A 26,166-nucleotide genomic window follows, 5' to 3' on the forward strand; every position below is an offset into this window, starting at 1 on the left:
GTGATGGATCGGTCGATCCCGTGTGCGGAGTACGCGTTGACCTGGTCGGGCCCGTTAGAGTGACGCGCACGTTGGCTCAAGGAGACGGGGGAGGCATGAGCACGCAAGCCAGACGCGTCCCGCCACGCCCCGCGACCCCACCCCCTTCCACCCAACTTCCCCCCACGGCCCCACCGTTGCCCTCCACACCCCCACCGCCCCCCGCCTCCTCCCGCCTCCCGGACGGCCCGCCGCCGGCCGAGCCCGCCAAGAGCTCGGGCGCGCCTTTGCCGCCCGCCAAGAGTTCCGGTGCGCCTTTGCCGCCCGCCAAGGGCACCGGTACGCCGTTGCCGCCCGCGCGTGTTCCCGGCCCGCCGAAGGAGACCCGCGCCGAGAGCACCACCCGCCTGCGGCCGGTGCCGCCGGCCCCGGGTGGGCAAAATCAAGCCCCGCCGGCGATTGAGGCGCGGGGCCCGGGGCAGCGCCCCGCGACCGTACCCCCGGTGCCGCCCGCGCCACCCGTGCCACCCGTGCCACCGCAACCCTCCCGCCGCCCGATGGGCGCCGTAGACCTGACGCCGCGTCCGGAGACGGCCGGGCGGCCGTTTGTGCGGTTTGCGCGGCCGGATCATTACGACGACAGCACCACGCTCCTGCGCCCCGTCGGTCACCGGCTCACGCCGCGAGCCGCGGCCATCGCGGCCTGCTTCGTGCTCGGGCTCGGGCTGATCGGCGGTGCCACGACGGGCTCCCTGCTCAGTGGCGGCGACAGCGGCCCGCCCTCCGTGCAGACCGCGTACCGCGAGGCGGGCCAGCTCTGGCACGGCGTCCCCGTCGACCAGTTGTTCCCGCGCACGCTCAAGGGCGAGGGTGCGGGGCCCGGCCGGGCCGACCGCACCTGGACGCGGATCGCGGTCGCCCCCGATACGAACTGCGCGGACGCCTTCGACCCGCTGCTGCACAAGGCGCTGCGCTCGGCCGGCTGTCTGCGCCTGCTGCGCGCCACGTACACCGACGCCACACAGAGCGGCGTCACGACGGTCGGCCTGATGTTCACCAAGGCCGACGCGGAGGCCACCCAGGCGCTGCGTTCCCGCTTCATGGAACAGGGCCTGGACCGGCGCGCCGACCTCATGCCCCGGCCCTACGCCGCCAAGGGCACCCTCGCCGCCGGCTTCGGCGACCGCCAGCGCGCGTCATGGGCGATCAACATCCTGACCGACGCCCCCGTCGTCGTCTACGCGGTCTCGGGCTTCGCCGACGCCCGCACCGTCAGCGAGCCCCAGCCCGCCGCCGACGCCATGAAGCCCGGCGCCACCAGCGCCCCCGCCCAGGCCGGACTCGGCCACGACGCGCAGGGCATCGCCGACCGGATCGAACGCGACCTGCGCAAGACGGTCAGGAAGACCGCCGACCGGGACACGGAGCAGTAGCAGCCATGAAGCGTCACCACACGATCGCCGCGGCCTGCACCGCGGCCGTCCTCGCGCTGCTCCCCGCCACCGCGGCCCACGCCGACTCGGTCCGCGCCCAACAGTGGGGCCTCACCGCGCTGCACACCGACGAGGCATGGAAGACGACCCGCGGCAAGGGCGTCACGGTCGCCGTCCTGGACACGGGCGTCGACGACAAGCACCCGGACCTCAAGGGCAGCGTGCTCCCCGGCAAGGACCTCATCGGCTTCGGCGCCGAGCGCGGCGACCGCCCCTGGGCCCGGCACGGCACCGCCATCGCCGGCATCATCGCGGGCCACGGACACGGCAAGGACGACGCCGACGGCGTCATGGGCGTGGCCCCGCAGGCGAGGATCCTCCCGGTCCGGGTGATCCTGGAGGACGGCGACCCGGCCCGCGCGAAGGCCCGCGAGACCCGCGGCAACGCCCTCGCCGACGGCATCCGCTGGGCCACCGACCACGGCGCCGACGTCATCAACCTGTCCCTCGGCGACGACTCGAACACCGCCCACCCCGAGGCGAGCGAGGACTCCGCCGTCCAGTACGCGCTGAAGAAGGGCGTCTCCGTCGTCGCCTCCGCGGGCAACGGCGGCGAGCAGGGCGACCGCGCCTCCTACCCGGCCGCGTACCCCGGCGTCATCACCGCCACCGCCGTCGACGCGACGGGCACCCGCGCCTCCTTCTCCACCCGCCGCTGGTACGCCTCCGTCGCCGCGCCGGGCCGGGGCATCGTCACGGCCGACCCCGACCGCAAGTACTACTCGGCGTGGGGGACGAGCGCCGCCTCCGCGTTCGTGTCCGGCGCCGTCGCCCTGGTCCGCGGTGCCCACCCGGGGCTGAGCCCCGCGCAGATCAAGAAGCTCATGGAGGACACGGCCGGCGATCCGCCCTCCGGCGGCCGCGACGACTCCCGCGGCTTCGGCCTCGTCGACCCGGCCGCCGCGATCACCGCGGGCGCGAAGCTGAAGCCGCAGCGCCTGACCCCGGCCTCGTACGGCGAGAAGTACTTCGGCCCAGGACCCGACGACGATTCCGACGGCGGCCTCGCGACCTGGGTGGCGACGCTCGCGGGCGCCGTCGGCGTGCTGCTGCTCGGTGCCGGCGGCTACCTGTGGCGCGGCCACCGCCTCACGCGCCGCCGCTGACCACCGGCACCGCGGCCTTCGCCACGTCCTCGACGAGATCGATGCCCGCGGCCTTGGTGGCACTGCCGTGCGAGACGACGGCCACCAGGTACCGCTGCCCGTCCACGGTGACCTGCCCCACGCTGTTGATGTCCCACAACCCGGTGGTGCTGCGCTGAAGCCACCCGTTCTTCAGCGCCGCGCCCCCGTCCCCGGCCGCGGACACCCCCCACGCCTGGTCGCTCTCCACGTTCCCCATGAGTTCCTGGACGTACGACCGCGATTCCTGGGTCAGTACGAGACCGTCACCGACCCCGAACACCTGCTTGAGCAGGGTGAGTTGATCGGCCGCCGTGGTCTGCGTGAGCCCCCACAGCGACCCGTCGCCACCGCTGGTCCCGGTGAGCCCGAGCCGCTCGTTCGCCGCGTCGAGCCCGTCGGACCCGCCCAGCTCGTTCCACAGCGCGGTCGTCGCGTCGTTGTCGCTGCTCTCGATCATCGCGGTGGCGTACGTCCGCTCCTGCGCGGTCAGCGTCCGCCCCTCGTCCTGCGCCCGCAGCAACAGCGCGGCGAGCACGTCGACCTTCACGATGCTCGCGGTGTCGTACGTCCCATTCCCGTCCCCTGACGCGTACGAGGCAGCGGCGCCGCTCGTCTCGTCGTACACGGCCACCGAGATCTCGCCTTGGAGTCCGTGGGCGGCGGCCCGCACGGCCCTCGTCAGCTCGGCGTCCTTGTCCACGGGCGCGGAACTCCTCTCGGCCGAGGCGATGTGCGACACCAGCGCGGGCGCCTCGTGCCCTCGCGTCTGTGCGTAGACCGTAGTGCCGCCGAGCGCGGCGACAAGTATCGCGGCGGTGGCGGCGAAGCGGCGTCTTCTCGATCGGCGGGACATGCCGCGATGCTCCGTCGCCGCCCTGTGCGCTCCATGGGTCGCGGCCCAGGGTCCGCTGAGAATCCGCCCCCGGCCGCTCGGTAGGCTCGGTGAACGTGGCGAACAAGAACATTCCCGACCCCGGCTTCTCCGACGACGACGGTACGGCGGACCCGCACCTGACCGAGGCGCTGGCCGCGTGGTCGAAGGACCGCACGGCCCACGGCCCGGTCCTGGCGGCGCTCAAGGGCACCCGGCTGCTCGTACCGATCGTCGCCGTGCTCGGCGAGGTCGAGGAGGACGAGAAGGGCCTGCGCCGCGAGAAGACGTCCGACATGGCGGTGCCGACCCTGAAGGCCGGCGAGCGCACCGCGCTCCCCGCCTTCACGTCCACCGAGTCGCTCGCCCTCTGGGACCCCGAGGCCCGCCCGGTGGCCGTCCCGCTGCATCAGGCGCTCCAGGCCGCCGCCCACGAGAAGGCCGACACCGTCGTCCTCGACATCGCGGGCCCCGTCCCGTACGAGCTGACGGGCCCGGCCCTGTACGCCCTCGCGGAGGGCCGCGCCGACGCCGACCCGCTCGCCGACCCGGCCGTCAGGGACGCGGCGCGCACCGCGGTCGCCGCCGAGCCGTCCGTGGCCCGCGCCTACCTGGGCCCCGGCCAGGCGGACGGCACCCTGGCCCTGGTCATCGACGCGAGCGCCGACGTCCAGGCCACGGCACAGTCCCTCGCCGCCCGCATCGCCGCCGACGAAACACTGAGGGCCCGCCTGGTGCGCGGCCTCGATCTGGCACTCCTGCCGACCGAGGCGACGCCACCGGGCGAGCCCCTCTACGTACGTCAGTGATGTCGGCCACGTACGTGGCACGTGGCCCTTGATGCTCAGCCGTACACGGGCCCCGTGTACTTCTCGCCCGGGCCCTTGCCCGGCTCGTCCGGCACGACCGAGGCCTCGCGGAACGCGAGCTGCAGCGACTTCAGGCCGTCCTTCAGCGGCGCGGCGTGGAAGGAACTGATCTCCGTCGCACTGCCGTCGAGCAGGCCCGCCAGCGCGTGGATCAGCTTCCGCGCCTCGTCGAGGTCCTTGTGGGCGTCGCCCTCCTCGGTGAGGCCGAGCTTCACCGCGGCGGCGCTCATCAGGTTCACCGCGACCGTCACGATGACTTCTACGGCGGGCACCTCGGCGATGTCGCGGGTCAGCGCGTCGTAGTCAGGGGTGCCGGGGGCGTCGGTTGCGGGGGTCGCGTCACTCATGGGCCCCACGATATGTCGCGCGCACCCGATTGGGCGCACCCCCCAAGTCCTGCTAACCTTGTGTAACGACCGGCCGGACACGTCATGCTCGATGTTCTCGCGGATGCTGTGACCGGCCCACAAGTGGAGGCTCCGATCTCCCACCTGACCGCCCGACCAGGGCGGTGGGTCACCGGTCAGACGGTCCCCGTCGTTCCGTACGGACGACGGAACCGTCCGAGTCTGCGCCCCGCGGTTCACCGTGGTGGTGCTCCGGTATTCCTTGGAGCCCTGCCTGTGTACCGTCCGGGGCATTTTTTGTGTTTCGGCGCGGTTGGTACTTACGTCAAAAACGTACGCGGCGGTCCGCCAGGCCGTCGTGTTGGTGCTACCGAGGAGGATCCATCAGCGCCGAGCCCCGCATCAACGACCGGATTCGCGTTCCCGAAGTGCGACTTGTCGGTCCCAGCGGCGAGCAGGTCGGGATTGTTCCGCTTGCCAAGGCCCTTGAGCTTGCTCAGGAGTACGACCTCGACCTGGTCGAGGTGGCGGCGAACGCCCGTCCGCCCGTATGCAAGCTCATGGACTACGGGAAGTTCAAGTACGAGTCGGCCATGAAGGCCCGTGAGGCGCGCAAGAACCAGGCGCACACGGTCATCAAGGAGATGAAGCTCCGGCCGAAGATCGACCCGCACGACTATGACACCAAGAAGGGTCACGTCGTCCGGTTCCTCAAGCAGGGCGACAAGGTCAAGATCACGATCATGTTCCGTGGTCGCGAGCAGTCCCGTCCGGAGCTCGGCTTCCGGCTGCTGCAGCGTCTCGCGAACGACGTCCAGGACCTCGGGTTCATCGAGTCGAACCCGAAGCAGGACGGCCGAAACATGATCATGGTCCTCGGTCCGCACAAGAAGAAGACCGAGGCGATGGCCGAGGCCCGCGAGGCGCAGGCCGCCCGCAAGGCCGACGCGAAGGCCAACCCCGGACGTTCGCAGAACGCCGCGGAGGACCAGGCCGACGAGGACATCGCCGAGGACGTCGCCGAGACCCCCGCCGAGGCTCCGGCCGAGGCATGATCCGTGCGGCGCACAGCCTGTGCGTCACGGATACCAACTGACACAACTGACGTTCCACCACGGCCGGTTCGCGCCACGCACGGACCGGCCCGGAATGCCACTGACGAGGAGAGAACGGCGCTATGCCGAAGAACAAGTCGCACAGCGGTGCCAGCAAGCGCTTCAAGATCACCGGCTCCGGCAAGGTGATGCGCGAGCGCGCCGGCAAGCGCCACCTGCTCGAGCACAAGTCGTCCCGTGTGACGCGTCGCCTCACCGGCAACGCCGAGATGGCCCCGGGCGACGCCGCGAAGATCAAGAAGCTTCTCGGCAAGTGATGTACGGGCGTTTCCACGCCCTGTACGTCGGCTAGACCGGGACCCATTCGAATTCGGGTCGGGTGACAACAACCCCGGCCCCGCTACAAGGAGTTAACAGTGGCACGCGTCAAGCGCGCGGTGAACGCGCACAAGAAGCGTCGGGCGATCCTCGAGCAGGCCAGCGGCTACCGCGGCCAGCGTTCGCGTCTGTACCGCAAGGCGAAGGAGCAGGTCACCCACTCCCTCGTCTACAACTACAACGACCGCAAGAAGCGCAAGGGCGACTTCCGTCAGCTGTGGATCCAGCGCATCAACGCCGCTGCCCGCCAGAACGGCATGACGTACAACCGCCTCATCCAGGGTCTGAAGGCCGCCAACATCGAGGTGGACCGCAAGATGCTGGCCGAGCTGGCCGTGAACGACATCAACGCGTTCGCCGCCCTCGTCGAGGTTGCGCAGAAGGCGCTCCCGTCGGACGTGAACGCGCCCAAGGCTGCGTGAACGCTCCGCTGAGTCGTATGTGACGTGGGACCCGCAAGCCGTGTGGCTTGCGGGTCCCACGTTGTTCGGGGCCGTCCGTCCCCACGTCACGGGGCTCCGCCCCGGACCCCGCTGCTCAATCGCCGCAGAGGCTGAAATCAACCGCCACCGCCTTGGGCAATCTGCCGCCTGGGGCGGCAGGGTGGGCAAGGCGGCCCCCGGTGCCGCGCACTCCTCGTCAGGCCCCAACCCCGTTATCCCGTCCGAAAGTTAGGCGCATGGTCGCAACGCCCGAGTTGATCTCCCCTAAGTCGCCCCGCGTGAGCGCCGCCCGGAGGCTTGCCAAGCGGAACTTCCGGGGGAAGGAGCGGCTGTTCCTCGCCGAGGGGCCGCAGGCCGTGCGGGAGGCCGCCGCGCACGGCGGGCTCGTCGAGATGTTCGCGACCGTCGACGCCGCCGAGCGCTACGCCGACATCGTCGGGGAGGCCAGGGACGCGGGCGCCCGGGTGCACCTCGCCGACGAGGACGTCATCGGCGATATCTCCACCACCGTCACCCCGCAGGGCCTCGTGGGAGTGTGCCGGTTCCTGGACACGCCGTTCGAGGACATCCTCGCCGCGCGGCCCAAGCTCGTCGCCGTCCTCGCGCATGTGCGGGACCCCGGGAACGCCGGGACCGTGCTCCGGTGCGCCGACGCCGCGGGCGCCGAGGCCGTCGTGCTGACCGACGCCTCCGTGGACCTCTACAACCCGAAGGCCGTCCGCGCCTCCGTGGGATCGCTGTTCCACCTGCCCGTCGCCGTGGGCGTACCCGTCGAGGAGGCCGTCGCCGGGCTCAAGGAGGCGGGCGTGCGGATCGTCGCCGCCGACGGAGCGGGCGAGGACGACCTCGACGACGAGCTGGACCAGGGGACCATGGGCGCCGCGACCGCCTGGGTGTTCGGCAACGAGGCCTGGGGCCTGCCGGAGGAGACCCGCGCACTCGCCGACGCCGTCGTGCGCGTGCCCATCCACGGCAAGGCCGAGAGCCTCAACCTCGCGACGGCCGCCGCCGTGTGCCTGTACGCCTCCGCGCGTGCACAGCGTGCCCCTGGAGGGTGCCGCTCCGTCACTCCCGGCTAGTAGGGTGACTCTTCCGGATCGACCGCCGGGAGGGGGAGCGCGGGAGATGAGCGTCGTCAACGGCAGCGACTCACGCGGCCTGACCGGATCCGACGCGTCCGGTCCCGACGGACTCGCGGCGCTCGGCGTGCACCCCGACGACCTGCCCGACGGCCTGGTCGTCGCCGACGAGCGGGGCCGCGTCATCTGCTTCAACGCCGCCGCGGAGCGCATCACCGCGGTCCGCGCGGACACCGCGCTCGACGCCCCGCTGGAGCGGGTCCTGCCGCTGGAGGACCTCGAGGGCCGGCGCTGGTGGCAGCTCACCGACCCGTACGGCGGGCTCGCGACGCGGGTCGGACAGCCCGAGCGGAACCTGCTGCTGCCCGGCGCCCGCGAGGTCCTGGTCACCGCGCGTTACGTGCGCGTCCGGCCGACCGGGCCCGTGCGCCGCGTCGTCGTGTCGCTCCGGGACACCGAGGCCCGGCGGCGCACCGAGCGCAGCCACGCCGAGTTGATCGCCACCGTCGCCCACGAGCTGCGCTCCCCGCTGACCTCGGTCAAGGGCTTCACCGCGACGCTGCTCGCCAAGTGGGAGCGGTTCACCGACGAGCAGAAGCGGCTGATGCTGGAGACCGTCGACGCCGACGCGAACCGGGTGACCCGGCTGATCGCCGAGCTGCTGGACATCTCCCGCATCGACTCCGGGCGGCTCGAACTGCGGCGCCAGCCCGTCGATGTCGCGGCCGCCGTGTCCCGGCACATCCAGGCGCACGTCGCCGCGGGCCAGTCGGCCGACCGGTTCCTGCTGCGCGTCAAGCATCCGCTGCCCGATCCGTGGGCCGACCCGGACAAGGTCGACCAGGTGCTGAGCAACCTGCTGGAAAACGCCGTGCGCCACGGCGAGGGAACCGTCACCATTGTTGTCGAGCCGACCCGACCCACCGGCACGTCGGTCACCGTGAGCGACGAGGGGTCGGGCATCCCGGAGGAGTCCATGAACCGCGTCTTCACCCGCTTCTGGCGGGGCAGCAAGCGCGGCGGGACGGGCCTCGGGCTCTACATCGTCAAGGGCATCGTGGAAGCCCACGGCGGCTCGATCACCGTCGGCCGGGCACCCGGCGGCGGCGCCGAGTTCCGATTTACATTGCCCGTGGCGACACCGGCGTACCTCACCAGCTGAGTACCGGGGCCCCACGGGCGCATTCGCACACCTCACCCCCGCAAGACGAGGAGGTCGGAGCCCCCGCCTGCGCGGATTGGTCCGGCACGCACGCTCGCGGCGTTGTCGTCGGTTGCCGATGCTCCGCGTCGTCGCCCTCCTCCGCCTTGCGATCGCACGCACCAGACCAATCCGCGCCCGCCCTTCGGGCGGACGACGGGGGCTCCGACCTCCTCGTCTAGACTCGTCCTTTGGCACGTTTGCGTCCCAGCCCATCGACGGCCGTCGAACGCGTCTGCGGGACCCTCAGCCACGCCAATCGGAAGCACGGGAAGAGATGTCGGCACCGAACAAGTCGTACGACCCTGTCGAGGTCGAGGCACTGAAACCGGAAGAGATCGAGCGCGTCCAGGGGGAGGCGCTCGCCGCCTTCGCCGCCGCGGACTCGCTCAAGGCGCTTCAGGAGGCCAAGGTCGCGCACACCGGCGGCACCTCGCCGCTGGCGCTCGCCAACCGCGAGATCGGCGCGCTGCCGCCGCAGGCCAAGGCCGCGGCAGGAAAGCTCGTCGGGCAGGCCCGCGCCGCCGTGGGCCGGGCCCTCGCCGCCCGCCAGGCCGAGCTGGAGGCCGAGCGCGACGCGCGCGTCCTGGTCGAGGAGGCCGTGGACGTCACGCTGCCCCACGACCGTGCGCAGGCCGGCGCCCGGCACCCGCTGACCACGCTCTCCGAGCGCATCGAGGACGTCTTCGTGGCCATGGGCTACGAGGTCGCCGAGGGCCCGGAGATCGAGGCCGAGTGGTTCAACTTCGACGCGCTCAACATCGGGCCCGACCACCCCGCCCGCGGCACCCAGGACACCTTCTTCGTCCAGGGCGGCACGCAGCCCCAGGGTGACGACGAGGCCGGTCTCGTGCTGCGCACGCACACCTCTCCGGTGCAGATCCGCTCGATGCTGGACCGCGAGCCGCCGGTCTACGTGATCTGCCCGGGCCGCGTGTACCGCTCCGACGAGCTGGACGCCACGCACACCCCCGTCTTCAACCAGGTCGAGCTGCTCGCCATCGACGAGGGCCTGACCATGGCGGACCTCAAGGGCACCCTCGACCACATGGTCCAGGCGCTGTTCGGACCGGACATGAAGACGCGGCTGCGCCCGAACTTCTTCCCGTTCACCGAGCCGTCCGCCGAGATGGACATGGTCTGCTACGTGTGCCGCGGCGAGTCCGTCGGCAACCCCGACAACCCCTGCCGCACCTGCTCCTCCGAGGGCTGGATCGAGCTGGGCGGCTGCGGCATGGTCAACCCGAAGGTGCTCGTCGCCTGCGGTGTGGACCCCGAGAAGTACAGCGGATTCGCCTTCGGGTTCGGCATCGAACGGATGCTGATGTTCCGCCACAACGTCGAAGACATGCGAGACATGGTCGAGGGTGACGTGCGCTTCACCCGGCCGTTCGGGATGGAGATCTGATGCGTATCCCGCTTTCCTGGCTGCGGGAGTACGTCGACCTCCCCGCCTCCGAGACCGGCCGCGACGTGCAGGCCAAGCTCGTCTCCGCCGGCCTCGAGGTCGAGACGGTCGAGCAGCTCGGCGCAGGCCTCAAGGGCCCCCTCGTCGTCGGTCAGGTGCTGACCATCGAGGAGCTGGAGGGCTTCAAGAAGCCGATCCGCTTCTGCACCGTCGACGTCGGGCAGGCCAACGGCACCGGTGAGCCGCAGGAGATCGTCTGCGGCGCCCGGAACTTCGCCGTCGGCGACAAGGTCGTCGTGGTCCTGCCGGGCGCCGTCCTGCCCGGCGACTTCGCGATCGCCGCGCGCAAGACGTACGGCAAGACCTCGCACGGCATGATCTGCTCCACCGACGAGCTCGGCATGGGCGACGACGGCACGCACGGCATCATCGTGCTGCCGCCGGAGCACGAGGTCGGCACCGACGCCATCGAGCTGCTCGAACTGGTCGACGAGGTGCTGGACATCGCGGTGACCGCCAACCGCGGGGACTGCCTGTCGCTGCGCGGCGTCGCCCGCGAGGCCGCCATCGCCTACGGTCTGCCGCTGCGCGACCCGGCGCTCCTCGACGTCCCGACGCCGAACGCCGACGGCTACCCGGTGCAGATCGCCGACCGCCTCGGCTGCGACCGCTTCACCGCCCGCACGGTCGCCGGCCTGTCCCCCGAGGCCCGCTCCCCGATCTGGCTGCAGCGCCGCCTGCAGAAGGTCGGCATGCGCCCGATCTCGCTCGCCGTCGACGTCACGAACTACGTGATGATGGAGCTCGGCCAGCCGCTGCACGCCTACGACCGCTCCCTCGTGCAGGGCGCGATCGGCGTCCGCCGCGCCGAGCAGGGCGAGCAGCTCACCACCCTCGACGGCACCAAGCGCAAGCTCGACGCCGAGGACCTGGTCATCACCGACGAGCGCGGCCCCATCGGCCTCGCCGGCGTGATGGGCGGCGCCAACACGGAGATCGCCGACCACGCGGAGGACGCCGGTACCACCGACGTCGTCATCGAGGCCGCGCACTTCGACGCCGTCTCCATCGCCCGCACCGCGCGCCGCCACAAGCTGTCCTCCGAGGCGTCCAAGCGCTTCGAGCGCGGCGTCGACCCGCAGGCCGCGTCGGCCGCGGCCCAGCGCGCCGTCGACCTGCTCGTGCTGCTCGCGGGCGGCAAGGCAGAGCCCGGTGTCACCGAGGTCGTCGCCCCGTCCGGGCCGCACACCATCACCGTCCCGGCCGACCACCCGGACAAGGTGGCGGGCGTGGCGTACGGCCGCGAGACCGTGGTGCGCCGCCTCCAGGAGGTCGGCTGCGACGCGTACGGACAGGACGTCCTGACGGTCACCGTGCCGTCCTGGCGCCCCGACCTCGTGGACCCGAACGACCTGGCCGAAGAGGTCATCCGCCTGGAGGGCTACGAGAACCTGCCCTCCACGCTGCCGAAGCCCCCGGCGGGCCGCGGCCTGACCGCGCGTCAGCGGCTGCACCGCCGTGTCGGCCGCGCGCTGGCCGGTGCCGGGTACGTCGAGGCGCCGAACTACCCGTTCCTGAGCGAGGGCGTCTTCGACCAGTTCGGCCTGGCCGCGGACGACGACCGCCGCAAGGTCGTCAAGCTGATCAACCCGCTCAACGACGAGGAGCCCGCGCTCCGTACGACGCTGCTGCCGGGCCTGCTCTCGGCGCTGCGCCGCAACGACGGCCGCGGCAGCCACGACCTGGCGCTCTTCGAGACCGGCCTGGTCTTCCGGCCGACAGGCGAGGAGATCGCCCCGGTCCGGCTGCCCGTCGACCGCCGCCCGACCGACGAGGAGATCGCCGGTCTGAACGCCGCGCTGCCCGCGCAGCCGCGCCACGCCGCCGTCGTCCTCGCGGGCGCCCGCGAGCAGGCCGGCTGGTGGGGCAAGGGCCGGCAGGGCGACTGGGCCGACGCCATCGAGGCCGCGCGCACCCTCGCCCGCGAGGCGCACGCGGAGCTCACGGTCCGTGCCGACCAGCACGAGCCGTGGCACCCCGGCCGCTGCGCCGCCCTGTACGTCGACATCGACGGCACGGAGACGCTCGTCGGCCACGCCGGTGAGCTGCACCCGCGCGTCGTCAAGGCGCTGAGCCTGCCCGAGCGCACCTGCGCGATGGAGCTGGACCTCGACGTCCTGGAGCGGTCCGGCACCGGCCTGCTCGAAGCGCCGCGGATCTCCACGTTCCCCGTCGCCACGCAGGACGTCGCGCTGATCGTCGACAGGACCGTCCCGGCCGCCGAGGTCGAGAAGGCGCTGCGCGAGGGCGCGGGTGAACTCCTCGAGTCCATCCGCCTGTTCGACGTGTACGAGAACGCGGAGCAGCTCGGCGACGACAAGAAGTCGCTCGCCTACGCGCTGTGCTTCCGGGCCGGCGACCGCACGCTGAAGGCCGACGAGGCGTCGGCCGCGCGCGACGCCGCGGTGGCGCTCGCCGCCGAGCGCACGGGCGCGGTGCTGCGGGGCGCGTAACCGCTCCGGCGCGCCACCGCGCGCGTAGCCGCACGTGAGGGGTGCATCCGGGAGACCGGGTGCACCCCTCACTCATTCGAGTGAGGATTCTCGATGATCCGCTCCCCTATGGGCAGGCGGTCGACAGAATCATTGCGGCCGCCGGGCCGACCGGCGAGCGTGCTGCAGTGGGCCTAGGGGGCCGTCGGCATGATCCGTATCAAGACCAGGGCGCCCACCGGACTCGATACCGGGCGCGCCCGGCGCACGTTGATGCTGGGCCTGCCGACCGTGTGGGGCGCGGTCGCCATGACGTACAAGTTCGTCTGCCCGCTCGCGCAGCTGGACGGGGTGGGTGCGCGGATCGCGACGAGCGCCGTCTTCTTCGCCGTCGGCACCGGGCTGATATTGCGCGTACGCCACACCCTGATGCGGGAGTTGAGCGAGGCGCGGGCCGTTGCGGACGCCGCGCAGTCCGCGCTGCTGCGCCCGCCGCCCGCCCGGCTCGACGGTCTCGTGCTCGCCGCGGGACAGCTCTCCGCCGACCGCGGCGCCAGCATCGGCGGCGACCTGTACGACGTCGTCGCCACCGATCACGGGGTCCGCGTGGTCATGGGCGACGTACGGGGGCACGGGATCGCCGCGCTCGGCACCGTCGGCGCCGTACTCGGCAGCTTTCGCGAGGCCGCGCACGACGAGGACGAACTCGGGTCGCTGCTACGGCGGTTGGAGCGCGCGCACGCCCGCTATCTGCGCCAGCGCGCCCGCGACGAGCACCCGGCCGCCGGCAGAGGGGAGCCGGAGAACCCGCTCGCGGAGGAGTTCGTGACGGTGCTGCTCCTGGAGATCCGGCGGGACGGCGCGGTGCACGCGCTCAACTGCGGTCATCCCTGGCCGTATCTGCTGCGCCCCGGCGCCGTGCGCTGCGTGGAGCCGATGAGCGGTGGCGATCCGATGCCTCCGCTCGGCCCGTTCCCGCTGCCCGCCGAGCTGTCGCCCGTGCGCTGCGGGCGGGTCCGGCCCGGCGAGGGGCTTCTGCTGCACACCGACGGCGTCGAGGACGCCCGCGATCACCATGGCCGATTCTTCCCGCTGCGGTCCACGCTGGACGCGGCGGTGCGCCGCGGGCCCATCACCCCGCAGGCCGTCGTCCACGCCGTCTACAGCCGGCTCCTGTGCCACGTCGGCGGCCGGCTCGCCGACGACGCCGCGCTGCTCGTGCTGCGCAACGACCGGAGCCGGGTACCCGCCCAGCACGCCGGGCCCACCGCGCGCAGCGCCCACCGGGTGCGCTGACCTCCCGGCCGTTCACGACCGTACGAGGCCGGGGGCCGCGTCGTCCGCCCGTCGCGGAGTGTGTCGGGCAGGCGAGCGGGCGGACGACGCGGATTCGGGCCGCCGCGCTGTACGAGGGGGAGCCGACGGCCCGGCCGGCCTCTTTCGAGGCAGTTCAGTCAACCGGGTCCATACCAGCCACAACAGAGCGCACACGTCACGGACTTGGGCATTCCGATCACACCCCGTGTGAACGCTCCTCGACTAGGCTGGCGGCACCGAGCCAACGGAGGCTCCCGATGCAGCCCAACACCCTGCTCGACGCGATTCTCGACGAGGCCGGGGTCTCCCATGCGGGACTCGCGGCCCATGTGAACCAGGAGGGCAAGGCGCGCGGCCTCGCCCTCCGCTACGAACACACCGCGGTCGCCCGCTGGTTGAAGGGGCAGCGGCCGCGCGGCCAGGTGCCGGACCTGATCTGCGAGGTGCTGGCGGCGCGCCTGCAGCGGCACGTCACCCTCGACGACATCGGGCTCGGCATCTCCTGCGAGCCCGCCGCCGCGCACGTGACGACGCTGTCCGGCTTCGTGGAGCGGGCCACCGCTCTGTGGCGCTCCGACCAGCAGCAGCGCCGGCACATCCTGGACGCGCCCGCCGTCACCGGCACCCCGGCCGTGATGCCGGTGTGGGAGTGGGAGAACCCGCCGGAGGACACCGACGTGTCGCGCGGCGGCCGCCACCCGGTCAGCGTCGCCGACCTGGAGATGATGCGTTCGGCCCGCGCCCACTACGAGCAGATGTACCGCAAGGCGGGCGGCATCGCGACGCGCAGCCGCATCGTCGGCTTCCTCAACACCGAGGCGGCGCCGCTGCTGCGCGGCAGCTACACCGACGACACCGGTCGCCAACTGCACCGTGCCACCGGCGGGTTGGTGGCCATCGCGGGCATCTGCGCGTACGACTCCGACGCGCACGGGCTCGCGCAGCGCTATTTCCACCAGGCGCTGCGGCTCGCGAAGGCCAGTGCCGACAGGGGACTCGGCGCGTATGTCATCGCGCTGCTCGTCAACCAGTCGCTGCACATGCGCGATCACCGCCAGGCCGTCGCCTTCGCGGAGGCCGCGCTGCGGGCCGCAGGACGGCACATCTCGCCCGCGCTCGCGTCGGATCTGTACGCGATGCAGGCGAAGGCGTACGCGCACCTCGGTGACGGTACGAGCGCCCTGGAGTGCATCCGGCGTGCCGAGTCCGCCGCCGATCGCATCCGGCGCGGACACGAGCCGGACGAGACGGGTTACGTGCAGCCGGGATTCGTCAACGTACAGGTGGCGGAGGCCCTGTTGAGTCTCGGGGACTACGCGGCCGCCAAGGAGCACGCACAGGAGGCGGTGCACACCCCGGCGCACGACCGGGGGCGTGTGCACCGGCTCGCCGTGCTCAGCCAGATCCAGCTCAGACAGGGGAACGCGGAACAGGCCGTGGTCACCGCCGTGGAGATGGCCGAGACCGCCCGGGGCATGGAGTCGCAGCGCCTGCGCGACAGACTCCGGGCCGTCCGCGAGCACCTCGTGCGCAGCGGCTGTGCGGGTACGGCCGAGGCCGCCGAACTCATCGACGGAGCACTGCGCGTGCCGCTGTGAGTCCTTACGCGGGGAGCCCGCGACCGCCACTGCTGCGATATTGCCAGCAACTCGGCGGAAGGTGGCAGAACCGTGCAGTGGACGAAACAGAACGAACAAACTGTGTATGCAAACCGATGGTTCAGCGTCAACCTGGCAGACGTCGCTCTGCCCGACGGCCGGCACCTCGACCACTTCGTGATACGTCTGCGCGCCGTGGCCGTGGCCACGATCGTCAACGAGGCACACGAAGTGCTCCTGCTGTGGCGGCACCGCTTCATCACCGACAGCTGGGGCTGGGAACTCGCCGCGGGTGTCGTCGAGGACGGGGAGGACATCGCGTACGCGGCGGCAAGGGAATTGGAGGAGGAGACCGGCTGGCGGCCGGGACCGCTGCGGCACCTGATGAGCGTCGAACCGTCCAACGGCCTCACGGACGCCCGGCACCACATCTACTGGACCGACGAGGGAACGTACATCGGCCACCCCCAGGACGACTTCGAGTCGGACCGCAGGGAATGGGTCCCGCTCAAACTCGTCCCCGACATGATCGCTCGCGGAGAGGTCCCGGCCGCCAACATGGCGGCCGCACTACTTCTCCTGCACCATCAGAGCCTCGGCTAGCACCCTTCGGGGGCTAGTGTCCGAGAGCTTGCCACACCGCGATGGCCAGCGCGCCGACCGAGGTCAGCGCGGCCACCGTGGGCAGCGGCCAGCGGGTGTTCTCGAGCGCGCTGAGCCGGGCGCTGAGATCGTGCTGATCCTTGGCGGTCTGGTCGTCGCGGTGTGTGTGCAGGGCCAGTTGACCGTCGATGCGGGCCAGCTGGACCTCGAAGACCCGCCGTAACTCTGCGAGTTCTTCGGGGACCACAGGATGATCCGGGTCGGTGGTCACGAGTACGCTCCTTCCTTGATCGCGGCATCAGCCGTGTCGTCGCTGATGTACGCACCGGAAGTCAACTCGCCTGGTGGGCACGGCGGGAGCGTGTGCGAGCGGCATATGCGAGTCACTCGCGCACTCCCCGTGCGAACGCAGTGGGCCCGGCGCTCCGAAGAGCACCGGGCCCACTCGCGGATTACGCTGCGTGGTCGGGCAAAGGTCTCAGGCGTGGGCCTCAGGCGTAGGTGTAGAAGCCCGAACCGCTCTTGCGGCCGAGCCGGCCCGCGTCGACCATCCGCTGGAGCAGCGGGGGAGCGGCGTACAGCGGCTCCTTGTACTCGTCGTACATCGAGTCCGCGATGGAGACGATGGTGTCGAGGCCGATCAGGTCGGAGAGCTTGAGCGGGCCCATCGGGTGGGCGCAGCCGAGCTCCATCCCGTTGTCGATGTCCTCGCGGCTCGCGATGCCCGACTCGAACATCCGGATGGAGGAGAGCAGATACGGCACGAGCAGCGCGTTCACCACGAAGCCCGAGCGGTCCTGGGCGCGGATCGCGTGCTTGCCGAGGATCTTCTCCACCAGGACCTGGGCGCGGCTGATCGTGCCCTCGGAGGTGGTGAGCGCCGGGATCAGCTCGACGAGCTTCTGTACCGGCGCCGGGTTGAAGAAGTGGATGCCGACCACGTGGTCCGGGCGGGACGTCGCCACGGCCAGCTTCACCAGCGGGATGGACGAGGTGTTCGACGCGAGGATCGCGTCGGACCTGGTCACGACCTGGTCGAGGACCTGGAAGATCTCCGTCTTCACCTGCTCGTTCTCGACGACCGCCTCGATGACGAGGTCACGGTCGGAGAACTCGCCGAGGTCCGTGGTGAAGGTGAGGCGCTCCTGCGTCTCGGCCAGCTCCTCCTCGGTGATCTTGCCGCGCGCGGCCGCCTTCGACAGGGAGCTGAGCAGTCGCGTGCGTCCGTACTCCAGGGCCTCGCCGGTGGTTTCGGCCACCTTCACGTCGAGTCCCGCACGGGCGCAGACCTCCGCGATTCCGGCGCCCATCTGGCCGCAACCCACCACGCCGACGCGTTGGATGTCACTCAAGGGGTCCGTCACCTCGTGCCTTTCGCTCTTCGTCCGGGGATCACCGGTGCCAGGGGCACGGTGTCTCGCCGGGGGCTTCCGGATCCGCACGTTACCCCGTAGACATGGGTGGGGTGGAGCCCGGGTTAACGCCTGTTCATGCGGGCAACACCGTGTCACACGAGGCCGGGGGGAACCTATGGGACGTATCTCACGTATTTCGCGGCGTGGTTTCACTCTTGGGGCGGCCCTCGCGCTGACCGCGGTGACGGCCGCGGACGCCGCCGCCTCGGTGCCGGTGCGGCGGGACCTGCGGGGGATGTGGCTGGCCACGGTGGCGAACCGGGACTGGCCCTCGCGGGCGGGGCTGAGCGCCGCCGAACAGCGCGCCGAGCTGATCGCGCACCTGGACACGGCCGTTCGCCGCAGGCTCAACACCGTGATCTTCCAGATCCGGCCGACCGCCGACGCGCTGTGGCCCTCCGATCACGAGCCGTGGTCCGCCGTCCTCACCGGAACGCAGGGGCAGGACCCCGGCTGGGACCCGCTGGGCACGGCGGTGACCGAGGCGCACGCGCGCGGCCTGGAGCTGCACGCCTGGTGCAACCCGTACCGGATCGCCAACCACACGGACCCGAGCCGGCTGATCCCCACCCATCCGGCGCGGCTGCACCCCGACTGGGTCGTCACCTACGGCGGGAAGCTCTACTACAACCCCGGTCTGCCGGAGGTCCGCCGCTTCGTCGAGGACGCGATGCTGGACGCGGTCGAGAAGTACCCGGTCGACGCCGTGCACTTCGACGACTACTTCTACCCGTATCCCGTCGCGGGCCAGACCTTCGACGACGACGCGGCGTACGCGACGTACGGCGGTGGCTTCCCGGACCGGGCGGCCTGGCGGCGCGACAACATCGACCGGCTGATCCGGGAGACGGCCGCGCGCGTCAAGAGGACCAGACCCCGGGCCCGGTTCGGCATCAGCCCCTTCGGGGTGTGGCGCAACAGGGCCACCGACCCCCTGGGCTCCGACACCACGGCGGGCGTGCAGACCTACGACGACCTGCACGCGGACACCCGTAAGTGGGTGCGCGAGCGGTGGATCGACTACGTCGTGCCGCAGGTGTATTGGAACATCGGCTTCGCGGCGGCCGACTACGCGAAGCTCGTGCCGTGGTGGGCCGAGGTCGCGCGGGGCACGGGCGTGCGCCTCTACGTGGGCGAGGCGCTCTACAAGGCGGGCGATCCGGCGCAGCCCGCCGCCTGGCAGGACCCCGCCGAGCTGTCCCGGCACCTCACGTTCGCGGACCGCTTCCCCGAGGTGCGCGGGCACGTCTTCTTCTCGGCCAAGGAGGTCGGGCAGGACAGGAACGGCGCGATGGCCCGCCTGGTCGCGGACCACTACTGACCGGAGGCCGCCCGCTGCCGGCTCAGGCCTTCTTGGCGGCGCCGTGCTGGACGACCGCGTCGGGACCCGGCGACATGACCGCCTCGTGGCCGTCCTCGAACCGCACGCGGAACGGCGGATCGCCGTCCGCGCCGAGCACTTCGATGATCTGAGCCACCCGGTCGTGCTGCCCGACGATCCGGCCGTGCACCAGGAGCTGGTCTCCTACGGTTGCGCGCATCAGGAGGGACCTCCTCTACGTGCTCAAGTGCCTACGGGCCGTGCGTTGCGCCAAGTGTACGGCGGCGCAAGGAGCTTGGACCCCTCCTCAGCCACGCGCGCGCTGGGTCGCGGCGATGCACAGCAGGACCGCCACCGCGGTGAGCGGCGCCGCGACCGGCAGCGCCTCGCCGAGCAGTGCGACCGACCAGACGAGCGTCAACAGCGGCTGCGCCAGCTGGAGTTGGCTCGCCTTCGGGATGCCGATCAGCGCCATGCCCTTGTACCAGACGACCAGGCCGAGGAACTGCGAACCGATCGCCACCCACAGCAGCCCCGCCACCGTGTGCCCGGTCAGGTGCACGGGCTCGTACGGGAGGGAGATCGCCGCGCCCGCCACGGCGAGCGGCAGGCACAGCGCGAGGGCCCACGCGATGACCTGCCAGCCCGGCATCACGGACGCGAGCCGGCCGCCCTCGGTGTAGCCCGCCGCGCAGATCAGCAGCGCCCCGAACAGGAACAGGTCGGCCCGGGTGAGGGCGCCGCCGCTCTGCTGCACCGTGAACGCGATGACCGCGGCCGCGCCCACGCACGCGGCGATCCAGAAGGTGCGCGAGGGCCGGGACCCGGTGCGTATCGACGAGAAGACGGCCGTGGTCAATGGAAGCAGGCCGACCACCACCGCGGAGTGCGCGGTCGTCGCCGTCTCCAGCGCGAGCGTGGTGAGCAGCGGGAAGCCGACCACCACTCCGGCGGCGACGACGGCGAGGCCCGCCCAGTGCCGCCGCTCGGGGACGCGGACGCGCAGGGCCAGCAGGCAGGCGCCCGCGACGAGCGCGGCCAGGGTGCAGCGCACGCTGATCAGGGAGTAGGGGCCGAAGCCTTCGAGGCCCCAGGCCGTGGCGGGGAAGGTGAGCGAGAAGGACGTGACACCGACGGCGGCGAGCAGCGTTCCGGCGAGCCTGCCCGGCCGGACCTGGGGCGCGAGCGCGGCGGCCGCGGCGGTCGGCCGCTCGGCAACTGCTACCCGCTCCCGCTCGGTAGCGCTATTCTTTGCTCTCATGCAACAGAGTAGCAGCGTGGCAGAACTGGCGAAACAGCTCCGATCCGAGCTGAACCGCTACTCGCCGGGTGAAAAGCTGCCGTCGAGCCGGTCCCTCGTCGACCGCTTCAAGGTGAGCCCGGTGACGGTCTCCCGTGCGCTCTCCCAGCTCGCCGCCGAGGGTCTCGTCGTCACCCGCCCCGGAGCCGGCGCCTACCGGGCCGAGGCGCGGGCCACGGCCGGGCCCGTCGGCGACACCTCCTGGCAGGAGGTCGCGCTCAGCGCCGATGCCGCGACGGAGGTCGTGCCGCGCGCGGTCGACGCGGCGGGCGTCCTGGTGACGCTGTCGCCGCCGCCACCCGGCGTGATCGAGCTCAACACCGGCTATCTGCACCCGGTGCTCCAGCCGGGCACCGCCATGTCCGCCGCCCTCGCCCGCGCCGGACGACGCCCCGGGGCCTGGGCCAAGCCGCCCGTCGACGGCCTCCCCGAACTGCGTGAGTGGTTCGCGCGCGGCATCGGCGGGGCGGTCTCCGCCTCGGACGTGCTGATCACGTTCGGCGGGCAGTCGGCGCTGACCACGGCGCTGCGCGCGCTCGCGCCGCCCGGCGCCCCCGTGCTCGTCGAATCGCCCACGTATCCGGGCATGCTGGCGATCGCGCGGGCGGCGGGCCTTCGGCCCGTGCCGGTGCCGGTGGACCGGGACGGCGTGCGCCCCGAACTCCTCGCGCAGGCCTTCAGGGCGACCGGCGCCAGGCTCTTCGTGTGCCAGCCGCTGTTCCAGAACCCGACGGGAGCGGTGCTCTCCGCCGACCGCCGCCCCGAGGTGCTGCGGATCGCGCGGGAGGCCGGGGCGTTCATCGTCGAGGACGACTTCGTGCGCCGGCTCGTCCACGAGGACGCGGGGCCGCTGCCGAGGCCGCTGGCGAGCGAGGACCCGGACGGGGTGGTGGTCCATGTCTGCTCGCTGACGAAGGCGACGTCGCCGAGCCTGCGCATCGGCTGCCTCGCCGCCCGCGGGCCCGTCCTCGAACGGCTGCGCGCGATCCAGGTCGTCGACCACCTCTTCGTCCCGCGCCCGCTCCAGGAGGCCACGCTCGAACTCGTCGGCTCCCCGGCCTGGCCGCGCCATCTGCGCACCTTGGCAGGGGAGTTGAGGTCCCGCCGCGACATCCTGGCGGCCGCGATCACCATGGACCTCCCCGCGCTCGACCTCACGCACATCCCGGCCGGCGGCTATCACCTGTGGCTGCGCCTGCCGGAGGGCAGCGACGAGACGGCACTGGTCGCGGGCGCCCTGCGCGCGGGCGTCGCCGTCGCTCCCGGCCGCCCGTACTTCTCGGCCGAGCCTCCGGCGCCGCACATCCGGCTGAGCTTCGTGGGCGTCGCGGCGACCGCCGAGATCACCGAGGGCGTACGGCGCCTGAAGGCCGCCTGCGCGGAGGTGCTGCCCCCGAATCGGCTCGACGCGCACGCCTCCGACCTGTGAGGATCCCCGTATGACCAGCCCATCCAGCCCTCTGCCCGACGGCTACGCGATATCCACCGACCCCGCCCGCCTCGACAGGGACCGCGTCCACGCGTGGCTCTCCGAGGACGCGTACTGGGCGCTCGGCCGCCCGCGCGACAAGCAGGACAAGGCGATCGCCGGATCCCTCAACTTCGGTGTGTACGACACCGCTTCGGGCGAACAGGTCGCCTACGCGCGCGTGGTCACGGACGAGGCCACGTTCGCCTGGCTCTGCGACGTGTACGTGGACCGATCGGTGCGCGGCAAGGGCATCGGCAAGGCGATGGTGGCCGCGATCCGCGACCACTTGGAGCCGCTCGGCGTCCGCCGCGTTCTCCTGGCGACCGAGGACGCCCACGGGGTGTACGAGGAGGTCGGCTTCGCGCCCCTGGAACACCCGGACCGGTGGATGGCGCTGTACTTCGATTGATCAGGGCCGCCGGGCCGTCGGGCGACTGAGGGGCGGCTCCGGTGAATCAAGCCCCTGCGGCGATTGAGCAGCGGGGCCCGGGGCAGAGCCCCGCGACCTCGCCCCCCGCCTACCCACCAGCCACGGCCCGCCGATAATCCGTCGTAAGCCGGAGGTCCTTCGCCGGCCCCTTCACGCGCCACACGGTGCGCCACCGCTCCGCGTCGTACACGGAGAACTCGCCCCGGTAGAGGTCGGCCGAACACGGGTGGTCGGCGACGTGATGGCCCGACCGCAGATCCAGGTCGTGGAAGAACCGGTCGTCGGAGAAGTGCACGACGGCGGTGCCGGGCTCCGCTCCCGGCAGGTAGCGGAGCGTGCGCTCGGCGGGCCGGGCGACCCCGTGCCACTCGAACGTCCCCGACTCGAAGTGCAGCAGGCCGTCCCCCTCGGCCGTGAAGTCGGTCGTTCCGCTGAACGTCCCCGTCACGTCCTCGGACAGATCCCGCACCGTCCGCTCGACCCGCCAGCGCCCCGCCAGGAACGCCAACACGTCGGAAACCGGCCAGAGTTCACTCGTCACGCACACCACTCCCGCTCACCTCTGCGCGAACCGTTGACGCGCGTACCGCTGCTTCCTATGTTGCCGTTCGCAGTTTAGGACGCCGTACGAAATCCCGAACAATCCGAGGGAGTGCGCATGACGCGTGGACGACGCAGAGGCTGGAGACCGGTGCTCGGGGCGGCGGTGGGCTCCCTGCTGGTGGGCACGGCTGTGTTGCCGTCATCGGCCGCCGGGGCCGATACGAAGGCCGACGCCACCGACTATTCCGTCACCGTCGACCCGAGCCGCTCGGGCGCGGCCATCGACGACACGATGTACGGCGTCTTCTTCGAGGACATCAACCGGGCCGCCGACGGCGGGCTCTACGCCGAACTCGTACAGAACCGGTCCTTCGGTACTCCACCGCCGACAACAACGCCTACACCCCGCTCACCGCCTGGAAGACGAGCGGCACGGCGAAGGTCACGGACGACGACGGCCGGCTGAACGCCCGCAATCGCAACTACCTCTCCCTGGGCGCCGGTTCGAGCGCCACCAACTCCGGCTACGGCACCGGCTACACGCTCAAGAAGGGTGAGGCGTACGACTTCTCGGTCTGGGCACGAGGCGACTCCGAGCTGACCGTGACCCTCGGCGACGCCGACGGCGCCCTCGCGGCGCCGCGCAAGATCCGGACGCGCGGTGGCTGGGCCCAGTACAAGGCGACGTTCACGCCGAAGCAGGACACCACGACGGGCCGCCTCACCGTCGCCACCACGAAGGACGCCGCGCTCGACATGGTGTCCCTCTTCCCGCGCGACACCTACAAGGGCCACAAGAACGGCCTGCGCAGGGACCTCGCCGAGAAGGTCGCGGACCTCAAGCCCGGCTTCGTGCGCTTCCCCGGCGGCTGCCTGGTGAACACCGGCTCCATGAAGGGGTACGACGAGGCCTCCGGCTACGAGCGCAAGCGCTCGTACCAGTGGAAGGACACCGTCGGCCCCGTCGAGCAGCGCGCCACCAACGCCAACTTCTGGGGTTGCAACCAGAGTTACGGCCTCGGATACTACGAGTACTTCCAGTTCGCCGAGGACGTCGGCGCGATGCCGCTGCCCGTCGTTCCCGCACTCGTCACCGGCTGCGGCCAGAACAAGGCCACCGACGACGACGCGCTCCTGAAGCGGCACATCCAGGACACCCTCGACCTGATCGAGTTCGCCAACGGGCCGACGAGTACCAAGTGGGGCAAGCTCCGCGCCGACATGGGCCACCCGAAGCCCTTCCACCTCACACACCTCGAGGTCGGCAACGAGGAGAACCTGCCCACCGAGTTCTTCGCGCGCTTCAGGCAGTTCCGCGCCGCCATCGAGGCCAGGTACCCGGACGTCACGGTCATCTCCAACTCGGGCCCCGACGACAGCGGTTCGACCTTCGACACGGCCTGGAAGCTCAACAAGGACGCGAAGGTCGACATGGTCGACGAGCACTACTACAACAGCCCGCGGTGGTTCCTGCAGAACAACGAGCGCTACGATTCCTACGACCGGCAGGGCCCCAAGGTCTTCCTCGGCGAGTACGCCTCGCTCGGCAACCAGTGGTCCAACGCCATGTCCGAAGCCGCCTACATGACGGGCCTCGAACGCAACGCGGACGTCGTCAAACTCGCCTCCTACGCCCCGCTGTTCGCCCGCACCGACACCGTGCAGTGGACGCCCGACATGATCTGGTTCAACGACCAGAAGTCGTGGGGTTCGGCCGACTACGAGGTGCAGAAGCTCTTCATGCGCAACGTCGGCGACCGCGTCGTCCCCTCGAAGGCCACCGCCACCCCGTCGACCCTGGAGCCGATCACCGGCGCCGTGGGCCTGTCGACATGGGCCACCAGCGCCGCGTACGACGACGTGAAGGTCACCGACGCCGACGGAAAGACGCTGCTGAGCGACGACTTCAGCGGTGACGCCTCCCAGTGGACCGGTACGGGCAGCGGGAGTTGGAGCGTCCAGGACGGCCAGTACGTGCAGTCCGACGAGGCCGCCGAGAACACCCTGGTCACGGCGGGCGACCCGAGCTGGCAGAACTACGACCTGCACGCCAGGGCCACCAAGAAGTCCGGCAAGGAGGGCTTCCTCGTCGCCTTCGGCGTCAAGGACACCGGGAACTACTACTGGTGGAACCTGGGCGGCTGGAACAACACGCAGTCCGCCGTCGAGCAGGCCGTGAACGGCGGCAAGTCGACCCTCCTGTCCAAGGCCGGATCGATCGAGACCGGTCGCGCCTACGACATCGACATCAAGGTCCGGGGTCGTCAGGTGACGCTGTACCTCGACGGCCAGGAATGGGGCTCGTTCAAGGACGACAAGCCGGCCGAGCCGTTCCGCCAGGTGGTCACCAAGGACAAGAGGACCGGCGACCTGATCGTCAAGGTCGTCAACGCGCAGGACTCCGCGGCCCGTACGAAGGTTGACCTCGGCGGCGCCGACGTCGCGCACTCGGCGGCGGTCACGACGCTGACCGCGGCGCCCGACGCCGAGAACACGGCGACCGACCTGCCCGTGAAGCCGGTGACATCGACCTTCGACGGCGTCACCGACAGGTTCACGTACACGTTCCCGGGGAACTCGGTGACCTTCCTGAGGATCAGGAAGGCCTGAACGACCCTGATCCCGGAGTGAGTTGACGCACGCGGTGCCCGGAGGCAAGGAGGGGGGCCGCCGGGACCCCCGTCGCCGCGCGCGTCACCCTCGCGGTACAGCCGGTGTCCCCGCACTCACAGGAGAGATCCACCGCCCTGTCGCCCGGCTCGCCGCGCGCCCAGGGCCGGCCGAAGTACCCGGCGATCTGGGCGACGACGGCCTCATTCGCCTCCCGGAGCAGGGCGCGGCGCTCGGCGGGCGTGGCGGCATGCGGGCCCGCGGCGAGCGGGGCCGCCCAGAGGCGGGCGACCTCCTCCGTGGTGTCCGCGGTGCCGTCGACGGTCAGGAAAGGCGCGCCGGACTCCCGTACCTCGTCCTCGATCTCCTGCGCCAGGCGGCGGTACAGGGCCAGTGGGCCGGGACTCAACTCCCGCTCCAGGAGCCGCTTTTCGAGCAGCTCGGGGGTCGGCAGCAGCCACAGCGCGGCCCGGCCGGGGAGGGCCCGGGCGACCTCCGGAGTGACCGTCGTGCCCTCGGCCACCGTCAGCGGGGCCGGGGGCAGCGCCCGTACGTCGTCGACGAGCATCGGGCCGCGCTCCCGGTGCAGCGACATCGCGAAGAGCTCGTCCACGGGTCTCGCCCAGCGCTCGTCGGGCGGCAGCGTCTCGAAGCGGACGGCCGACTCGTCGTGCGCTGCGAGCGCCCGGTCGCGATGCGCCCACGTGCGCGTGTCGGCGTGGTAGCGGCGCAGGCCGTACCGGCGGGCGAGGCGCTCGGCGACCGTCGACTTGCCGGCGCCGGGCGCGCCGCCCAGCCACAGGACGTGAGGCACGT

General features: G+C 71.6%; 24 protein-coding genes and 1 pseudogene. 17 read left to right on the top strand and 8 right to left on the bottom strand.

Going from position 1 to position 26,166, the window contains the following annotated elements; all coding sequences use genetic code 11:
• Positions 1-536: 536 nt before the first annotated feature.
• Together ACP4E5_RS35410 and mycP are read left to right on the top strand one after the other, a co-directional pair.
• The gene (locus ACP4E5_RS35410) at positions 537-1,412 is read left to right on the top strand and encodes a hypothetical protein (protein WP_425835970.1); all 876 of its coding nucleotides are present in this window, start codon (positions 537-539) and stop codon (positions 1,410-1,412) included.
• Between the two features lie 5 nt (positions 1,413-1,417).
• Positions 1,418-2,578 (top strand): type VII secretion-associated serine protease mycosin, encoded by a 1,161-nt coding sequence (gene mycP, locus ACP4E5_RS35415; RefSeq protein WP_425835972.1) that lies wholly within the window; start codon positions 1,418-1,420, stop codon positions 2,576-2,578.
• Here mycP and ACP4E5_RS35420 read toward each other — a convergent pair.
• A complete protein-coding gene (locus ACP4E5_RS35420) occupies positions 2,562-3,452 on the bottom strand; it encodes a serine hydrolase (RefSeq protein ID WP_425835974.1) in 891 nt (296 codons plus the stop codon). The genes mycP and ACP4E5_RS35420 overlap by 17 nt on opposite strands.
• 95 nt (positions 3,453-3,547) lie before the next feature.
• On the opposite strand from ACP4E5_RS35420, the gene ACP4E5_RS35425 reads away from it, so the two are divergent.
• Positions 3,548-4,279 (top strand): SseB family protein, encoded by a 732-nt coding sequence (locus ACP4E5_RS35425; RefSeq protein WP_425835976.1) that lies wholly within the window; start codon positions 3,548-3,550, stop codon positions 4,277-4,279.
• A 35-nt stretch (positions 4,280-4,314) separates the two neighbouring features.
• Here the strand turns inward: ACP4E5_RS35425 and ACP4E5_RS35430 are convergent, their stop codons facing one another.
• The gene (locus tag ACP4E5_RS35430) at positions 4,315-4,686 is read right to left on the bottom strand and encodes a DUF1844 domain-containing protein (RefSeq protein WP_425835978.1); all 372 of its coding nucleotides are present in this window, start codon (positions 4,684-4,686) and stop codon (positions 4,315-4,317) included.
• A 383-nt stretch (positions 4,687-5,069) separates the two neighbouring features.
• Here ACP4E5_RS35430 and infC point away from each other — a divergent pair, with 383 nt between their 5' ends.
• The 10 genes from infC (at position 5,070) to ACP4E5_RS35480 (ending at position 16,260) form a co-directional block, all read left to right on the top strand.
• Entirely contained in the window at positions 5,070-5,741 is a 672-nt protein-coding gene (gene infC / locus ACP4E5_RS35435; RefSeq protein ID WP_425841897.1) for a translation initiation factor IF-3, read from the top strand.
• 122 nt (positions 5,742-5,863) lie between these two features.
• A complete protein-coding gene (gene rpmI, locus ACP4E5_RS35440) occupies positions 5,864-6,058 on the top strand; it encodes a 50S ribosomal protein L35 (RefSeq protein WP_266721587.1) in 195 nt (64 codons plus the stop codon).
• 99 nt (positions 6,059-6,157) lie between these two features.
• Entirely contained in the window at positions 6,158-6,541 is a 384-nt protein-coding gene (gene rplT / locus ACP4E5_RS35445; protein ID WP_161700735.1) for a 50S ribosomal protein L20, read from the top strand.
• Between the two features lie 257 nt (positions 6,542-6,798).
• Positions 6,799-7,641: a TrmH family RNA methyltransferase gene (locus ACP4E5_RS35450; protein WP_425835981.1), complete on the top strand. Its 843-nt coding sequence runs from the start codon at positions 6,799-6,801 to the stop codon at positions 7,639-7,641.
• A 46-nt stretch (positions 7,642-7,687) separates the two neighbouring features.
• A complete protein-coding gene (locus ACP4E5_RS35455; protein WP_425835983.1) occupies positions 7,688-8,803 on the top strand; it encodes a sensor histidine kinase in 1,116 nt (371 codons plus the stop codon).
• Positions 8,804-9,119: 316 nt separating this feature from the next.
• Positions 9,120-10,250, top strand: coding sequence for a phenylalanine--tRNA ligase subunit alpha (gene pheS / locus ACP4E5_RS35460; RefSeq protein ID WP_425835985.1), 1,131 nt, complete (start codon positions 9,120-9,122; stop codon positions 10,248-10,250).
• Positions 10,250-12,763, top strand: a complete 2,514-nt coding sequence (gene pheT / locus ACP4E5_RS35465; protein ID WP_425835987.1) for a phenylalanine--tRNA ligase subunit beta — start codon at positions 10,250-10,252, stop codon at positions 12,761-12,763. The genes pheS and pheT overlap by 1 nt, the downstream gene beginning before the upstream one ends.
• Positions 12,764-12,952: 189 nt before the next feature.
• Positions 12,953-14,038, top strand: a complete 1,086-nt coding sequence (locus ACP4E5_RS35470; RefSeq protein WP_425835989.1) for a PP2C family protein-serine/threonine phosphatase — start codon at positions 12,953-12,955, stop codon at positions 14,036-14,038.
• A 278-nt stretch (positions 14,039-14,316) separates the two neighbouring features.
• Positions 14,317-15,657, top strand: a complete 1,341-nt coding sequence (locus ACP4E5_RS35475) for an NsdA family TPR-like regulatory protein (protein WP_425835991.1) — start codon at positions 14,317-14,319, stop codon at positions 15,655-15,657.
• A gap of 72 nt (positions 15,658-15,729) precedes the next feature.
• Positions 15,730-16,260, top strand: a complete 531-nt coding sequence (locus tag ACP4E5_RS35480; protein WP_425835993.1) for an NUDIX hydrolase — start codon at positions 15,730-15,732, stop codon at positions 16,258-16,260.
• A 13-nt stretch (positions 16,261-16,273) separates the two neighbouring features.
• Here ACP4E5_RS35480 and ACP4E5_RS35485 read toward each other — a convergent pair whose 3' ends face one another.
• Together ACP4E5_RS35485 and ACP4E5_RS35490 are read right to left on the bottom strand one after the other, a co-directional pair.
• Positions 16,274-16,531, bottom strand: a complete 258-nt coding sequence (locus ACP4E5_RS35485; protein ID WP_425835995.1) for a hypothetical protein — start codon at positions 16,529-16,531, stop codon at positions 16,274-16,276.
• 220 nt (positions 16,532-16,751) lie between these two features.
• Positions 16,752-17,612: a 3-hydroxybutyryl-CoA dehydrogenase gene (locus tag ACP4E5_RS35490; protein ID WP_425835997.1), complete on the bottom strand. Its 861-nt coding sequence runs from the start codon at positions 17,610-17,612 to the stop codon at positions 16,752-16,754.
• A 187-nt stretch (positions 17,613-17,799) separates the two neighbouring features.
• Between ACP4E5_RS35490 and ACP4E5_RS35495 the strand changes: the two genes are divergently transcribed.
• Positions 17,800-18,996 carry a glycoside hydrolase family 10-like protein gene (locus ACP4E5_RS35495; protein WP_483030484.1) on the top strand — a complete coding sequence of 399 codons (1,197 nt, stop codon included), beginning with the start codon at positions 17,800-17,802 and terminating at the stop codon, positions 18,994-18,996.
• A 22-nt stretch (positions 18,997-19,018) separates the two neighbouring features.
• Here ACP4E5_RS35495 and ACP4E5_RS35500 read toward each other — a convergent pair whose 3' ends face one another.
• Together ACP4E5_RS35500 and ACP4E5_RS35505 are read right to left on the bottom strand one after the other, a co-directional pair.
• A complete protein-coding gene (locus ACP4E5_RS35500; protein WP_425836001.1) occupies positions 19,019-19,216 on the bottom strand; it encodes a DUF1918 domain-containing protein in 198 nt (65 codons plus the stop codon).
• A gap of 87 nt (positions 19,217-19,303) precedes the next feature.
• Positions 19,304-20,257 carry a DMT family transporter gene (locus tag ACP4E5_RS35505; protein WP_425836003.1) on the bottom strand — a complete coding sequence of 318 codons (954 nt, stop codon included), beginning with the start codon at positions 20,255-20,257 and terminating at the stop codon, positions 19,304-19,306.
• Here ACP4E5_RS35505 and ACP4E5_RS35510 point away from each other — a divergent pair.
• Entirely contained in the window at positions 20,256-21,725 is a 1,470-nt protein-coding gene (locus ACP4E5_RS35510; protein ID WP_425836005.1) for an aminotransferase-like domain-containing protein, read from the top strand. The genes ACP4E5_RS35505 and ACP4E5_RS35510 overlap by 2 nt on opposite strands.
• Positions 21,726-21,735: 10 nt before the next feature.
• A complete protein-coding gene (locus ACP4E5_RS35515; RefSeq protein ID WP_425836007.1) occupies positions 21,736-22,176 on the top strand; it encodes a GNAT family N-acetyltransferase in 441 nt (146 codons plus the stop codon).
• Positions 22,177-22,285: 109 nt separating this feature from the next.
• Here the strand turns inward: ACP4E5_RS35515 and ACP4E5_RS35520 are convergent, their stop codons facing one another.
• Positions 22,286-22,738: a DUF6314 family protein gene (locus ACP4E5_RS35520; RefSeq protein ID WP_425836008.1), complete on the bottom strand. Its 453-nt coding sequence runs from the start codon at positions 22,736-22,738 to the stop codon at positions 22,286-22,288.
• A gap of 117 nt (positions 22,739-22,855) precedes the next feature.
• On the opposite strand from ACP4E5_RS35520, the pseudogene ACP4E5_RS35525 reads away from it, so the two are divergent.
• A pseudogene (locus ACP4E5_RS35525) lies at positions 22,856-25,350 on the top strand (alpha-L-arabinofuranosidase C-terminal domain-containing protein).
• Here ACP4E5_RS35525 and ACP4E5_RS35530 read toward each other — a convergent pair.
• Positions 25,337-26,164: a hypothetical protein gene (locus ACP4E5_RS35530; RefSeq protein ID WP_425836010.1), complete on the bottom strand. Its 828-nt coding sequence runs from the start codon at positions 26,162-26,164 to the stop codon at positions 25,337-25,339. The pseudogene ACP4E5_RS35525 and the gene ACP4E5_RS35530 overlap by 14 nt on opposite strands.
• Between the last annotated feature and the right edge of the window lie 2 nt (positions 26,165-26,166).

Origin of the sequence: Streptomyces fractus (assembly GCF_049844455.1) — a bacterium.
In the GTDB taxonomy this organism is placed as follows: Bacteria; Actinomycetota; Actinomycetes; order Streptomycetales; family Streptomycetaceae; genus Streptomyces; species Streptomyces fractus.

Excerpts from the sequence above, each read along its gene's own strand:
- ACP4E5_RS35500 (WP_425836001.1), bottom strand. The coding sequence starts at position 19,216 with ATGCGCGCAACCGTAGGAGACCAGCTCCTGGTGCACGGCCGGATCGTC.
- ACP4E5_RS35475 (WP_425835991.1), top strand. The coding sequence starts at position 14,317 with ATGCAGCCCAACACCCTGCTCGACGCGATTCTCGACGAGGCCGGGGTC.
- pheS (WP_425835985.1), top strand. The coding sequence starts at position 9,120 with ATGTCGGCACCGAACAAGTCGTACGACCCTGTCGAGGTCGAGGCACTG.
- ACP4E5_RS35505 (WP_425836003.1), bottom strand. The coding sequence starts at position 20,257 with ATGAGAGCAAAGAATAGCGCTACCGAGCGGGAGCGGGTAGCAGTTGCC.
- pheT (WP_425835987.1), top strand. The coding sequence starts at position 10,250 with ATGCGTATCCCGCTTTCCTGGCTGCGGGAGTACGTCGACCTCCCCGCC.
- ACP4E5_RS35410 (WP_425835970.1), top strand. The coding sequence starts at position 537 with ATGGGCGCCGTAGACCTGACGCCGCGTCCGGAGACGGCCGGGCGGCCG.
- ACP4E5_RS35455 (WP_425835983.1), top strand. The coding sequence starts at position 7,688 with ATGAGCGTCGTCAACGGCAGCGACTCACGCGGCCTGACCGGATCCGAC.
- ACP4E5_RS35430 (WP_425835978.1), bottom strand. The coding sequence starts at position 4,686 with ATGAGTGACGCGACCCCCGCAACCGACGCCCCCGGCACCCCTGACTAC.
- ACP4E5_RS35450 (WP_425835981.1), top strand. The coding sequence starts at position 6,799 with ATGGTCGCAACGCCCGAGTTGATCTCCCCTAAGTCGCCCCGCGTGAGC.
- mycP (WP_425835972.1), top strand. The coding sequence starts at position 1,418 with ATGAAGCGTCACCACACGATCGCCGCGGCCTGCACCGCGGCCGTCCTC.
- ACP4E5_RS35420 (WP_425835974.1), bottom strand. The coding sequence starts at position 3,452 with ATGTCCCGCCGATCGAGAAGACGCCGCTTCGCCGCCACCGCCGCGATA.
- ACP4E5_RS35510 (WP_425836005.1), top strand. The coding sequence starts at position 20,256 with ATGCAACAGAGTAGCAGCGTGGCAGAACTGGCGAAACAGCTCCGATCC.
- ACP4E5_RS35470 (WP_425835989.1), top strand. The coding sequence starts at position 12,953 with ATGATCCGTATCAAGACCAGGGCGCCCACCGGACTCGATACCGGGCGC.
- ACP4E5_RS35515 (WP_425836007.1), top strand. The coding sequence starts at position 21,736 with ATGACCAGCCCATCCAGCCCTCTGCCCGACGGCTACGCGATATCCACC.
- rpmI (WP_266721587.1), top strand. The coding sequence starts at position 5,864 with ATGCCGAAGAACAAGTCGCACAGCGGTGCCAGCAAGCGCTTCAAGATC.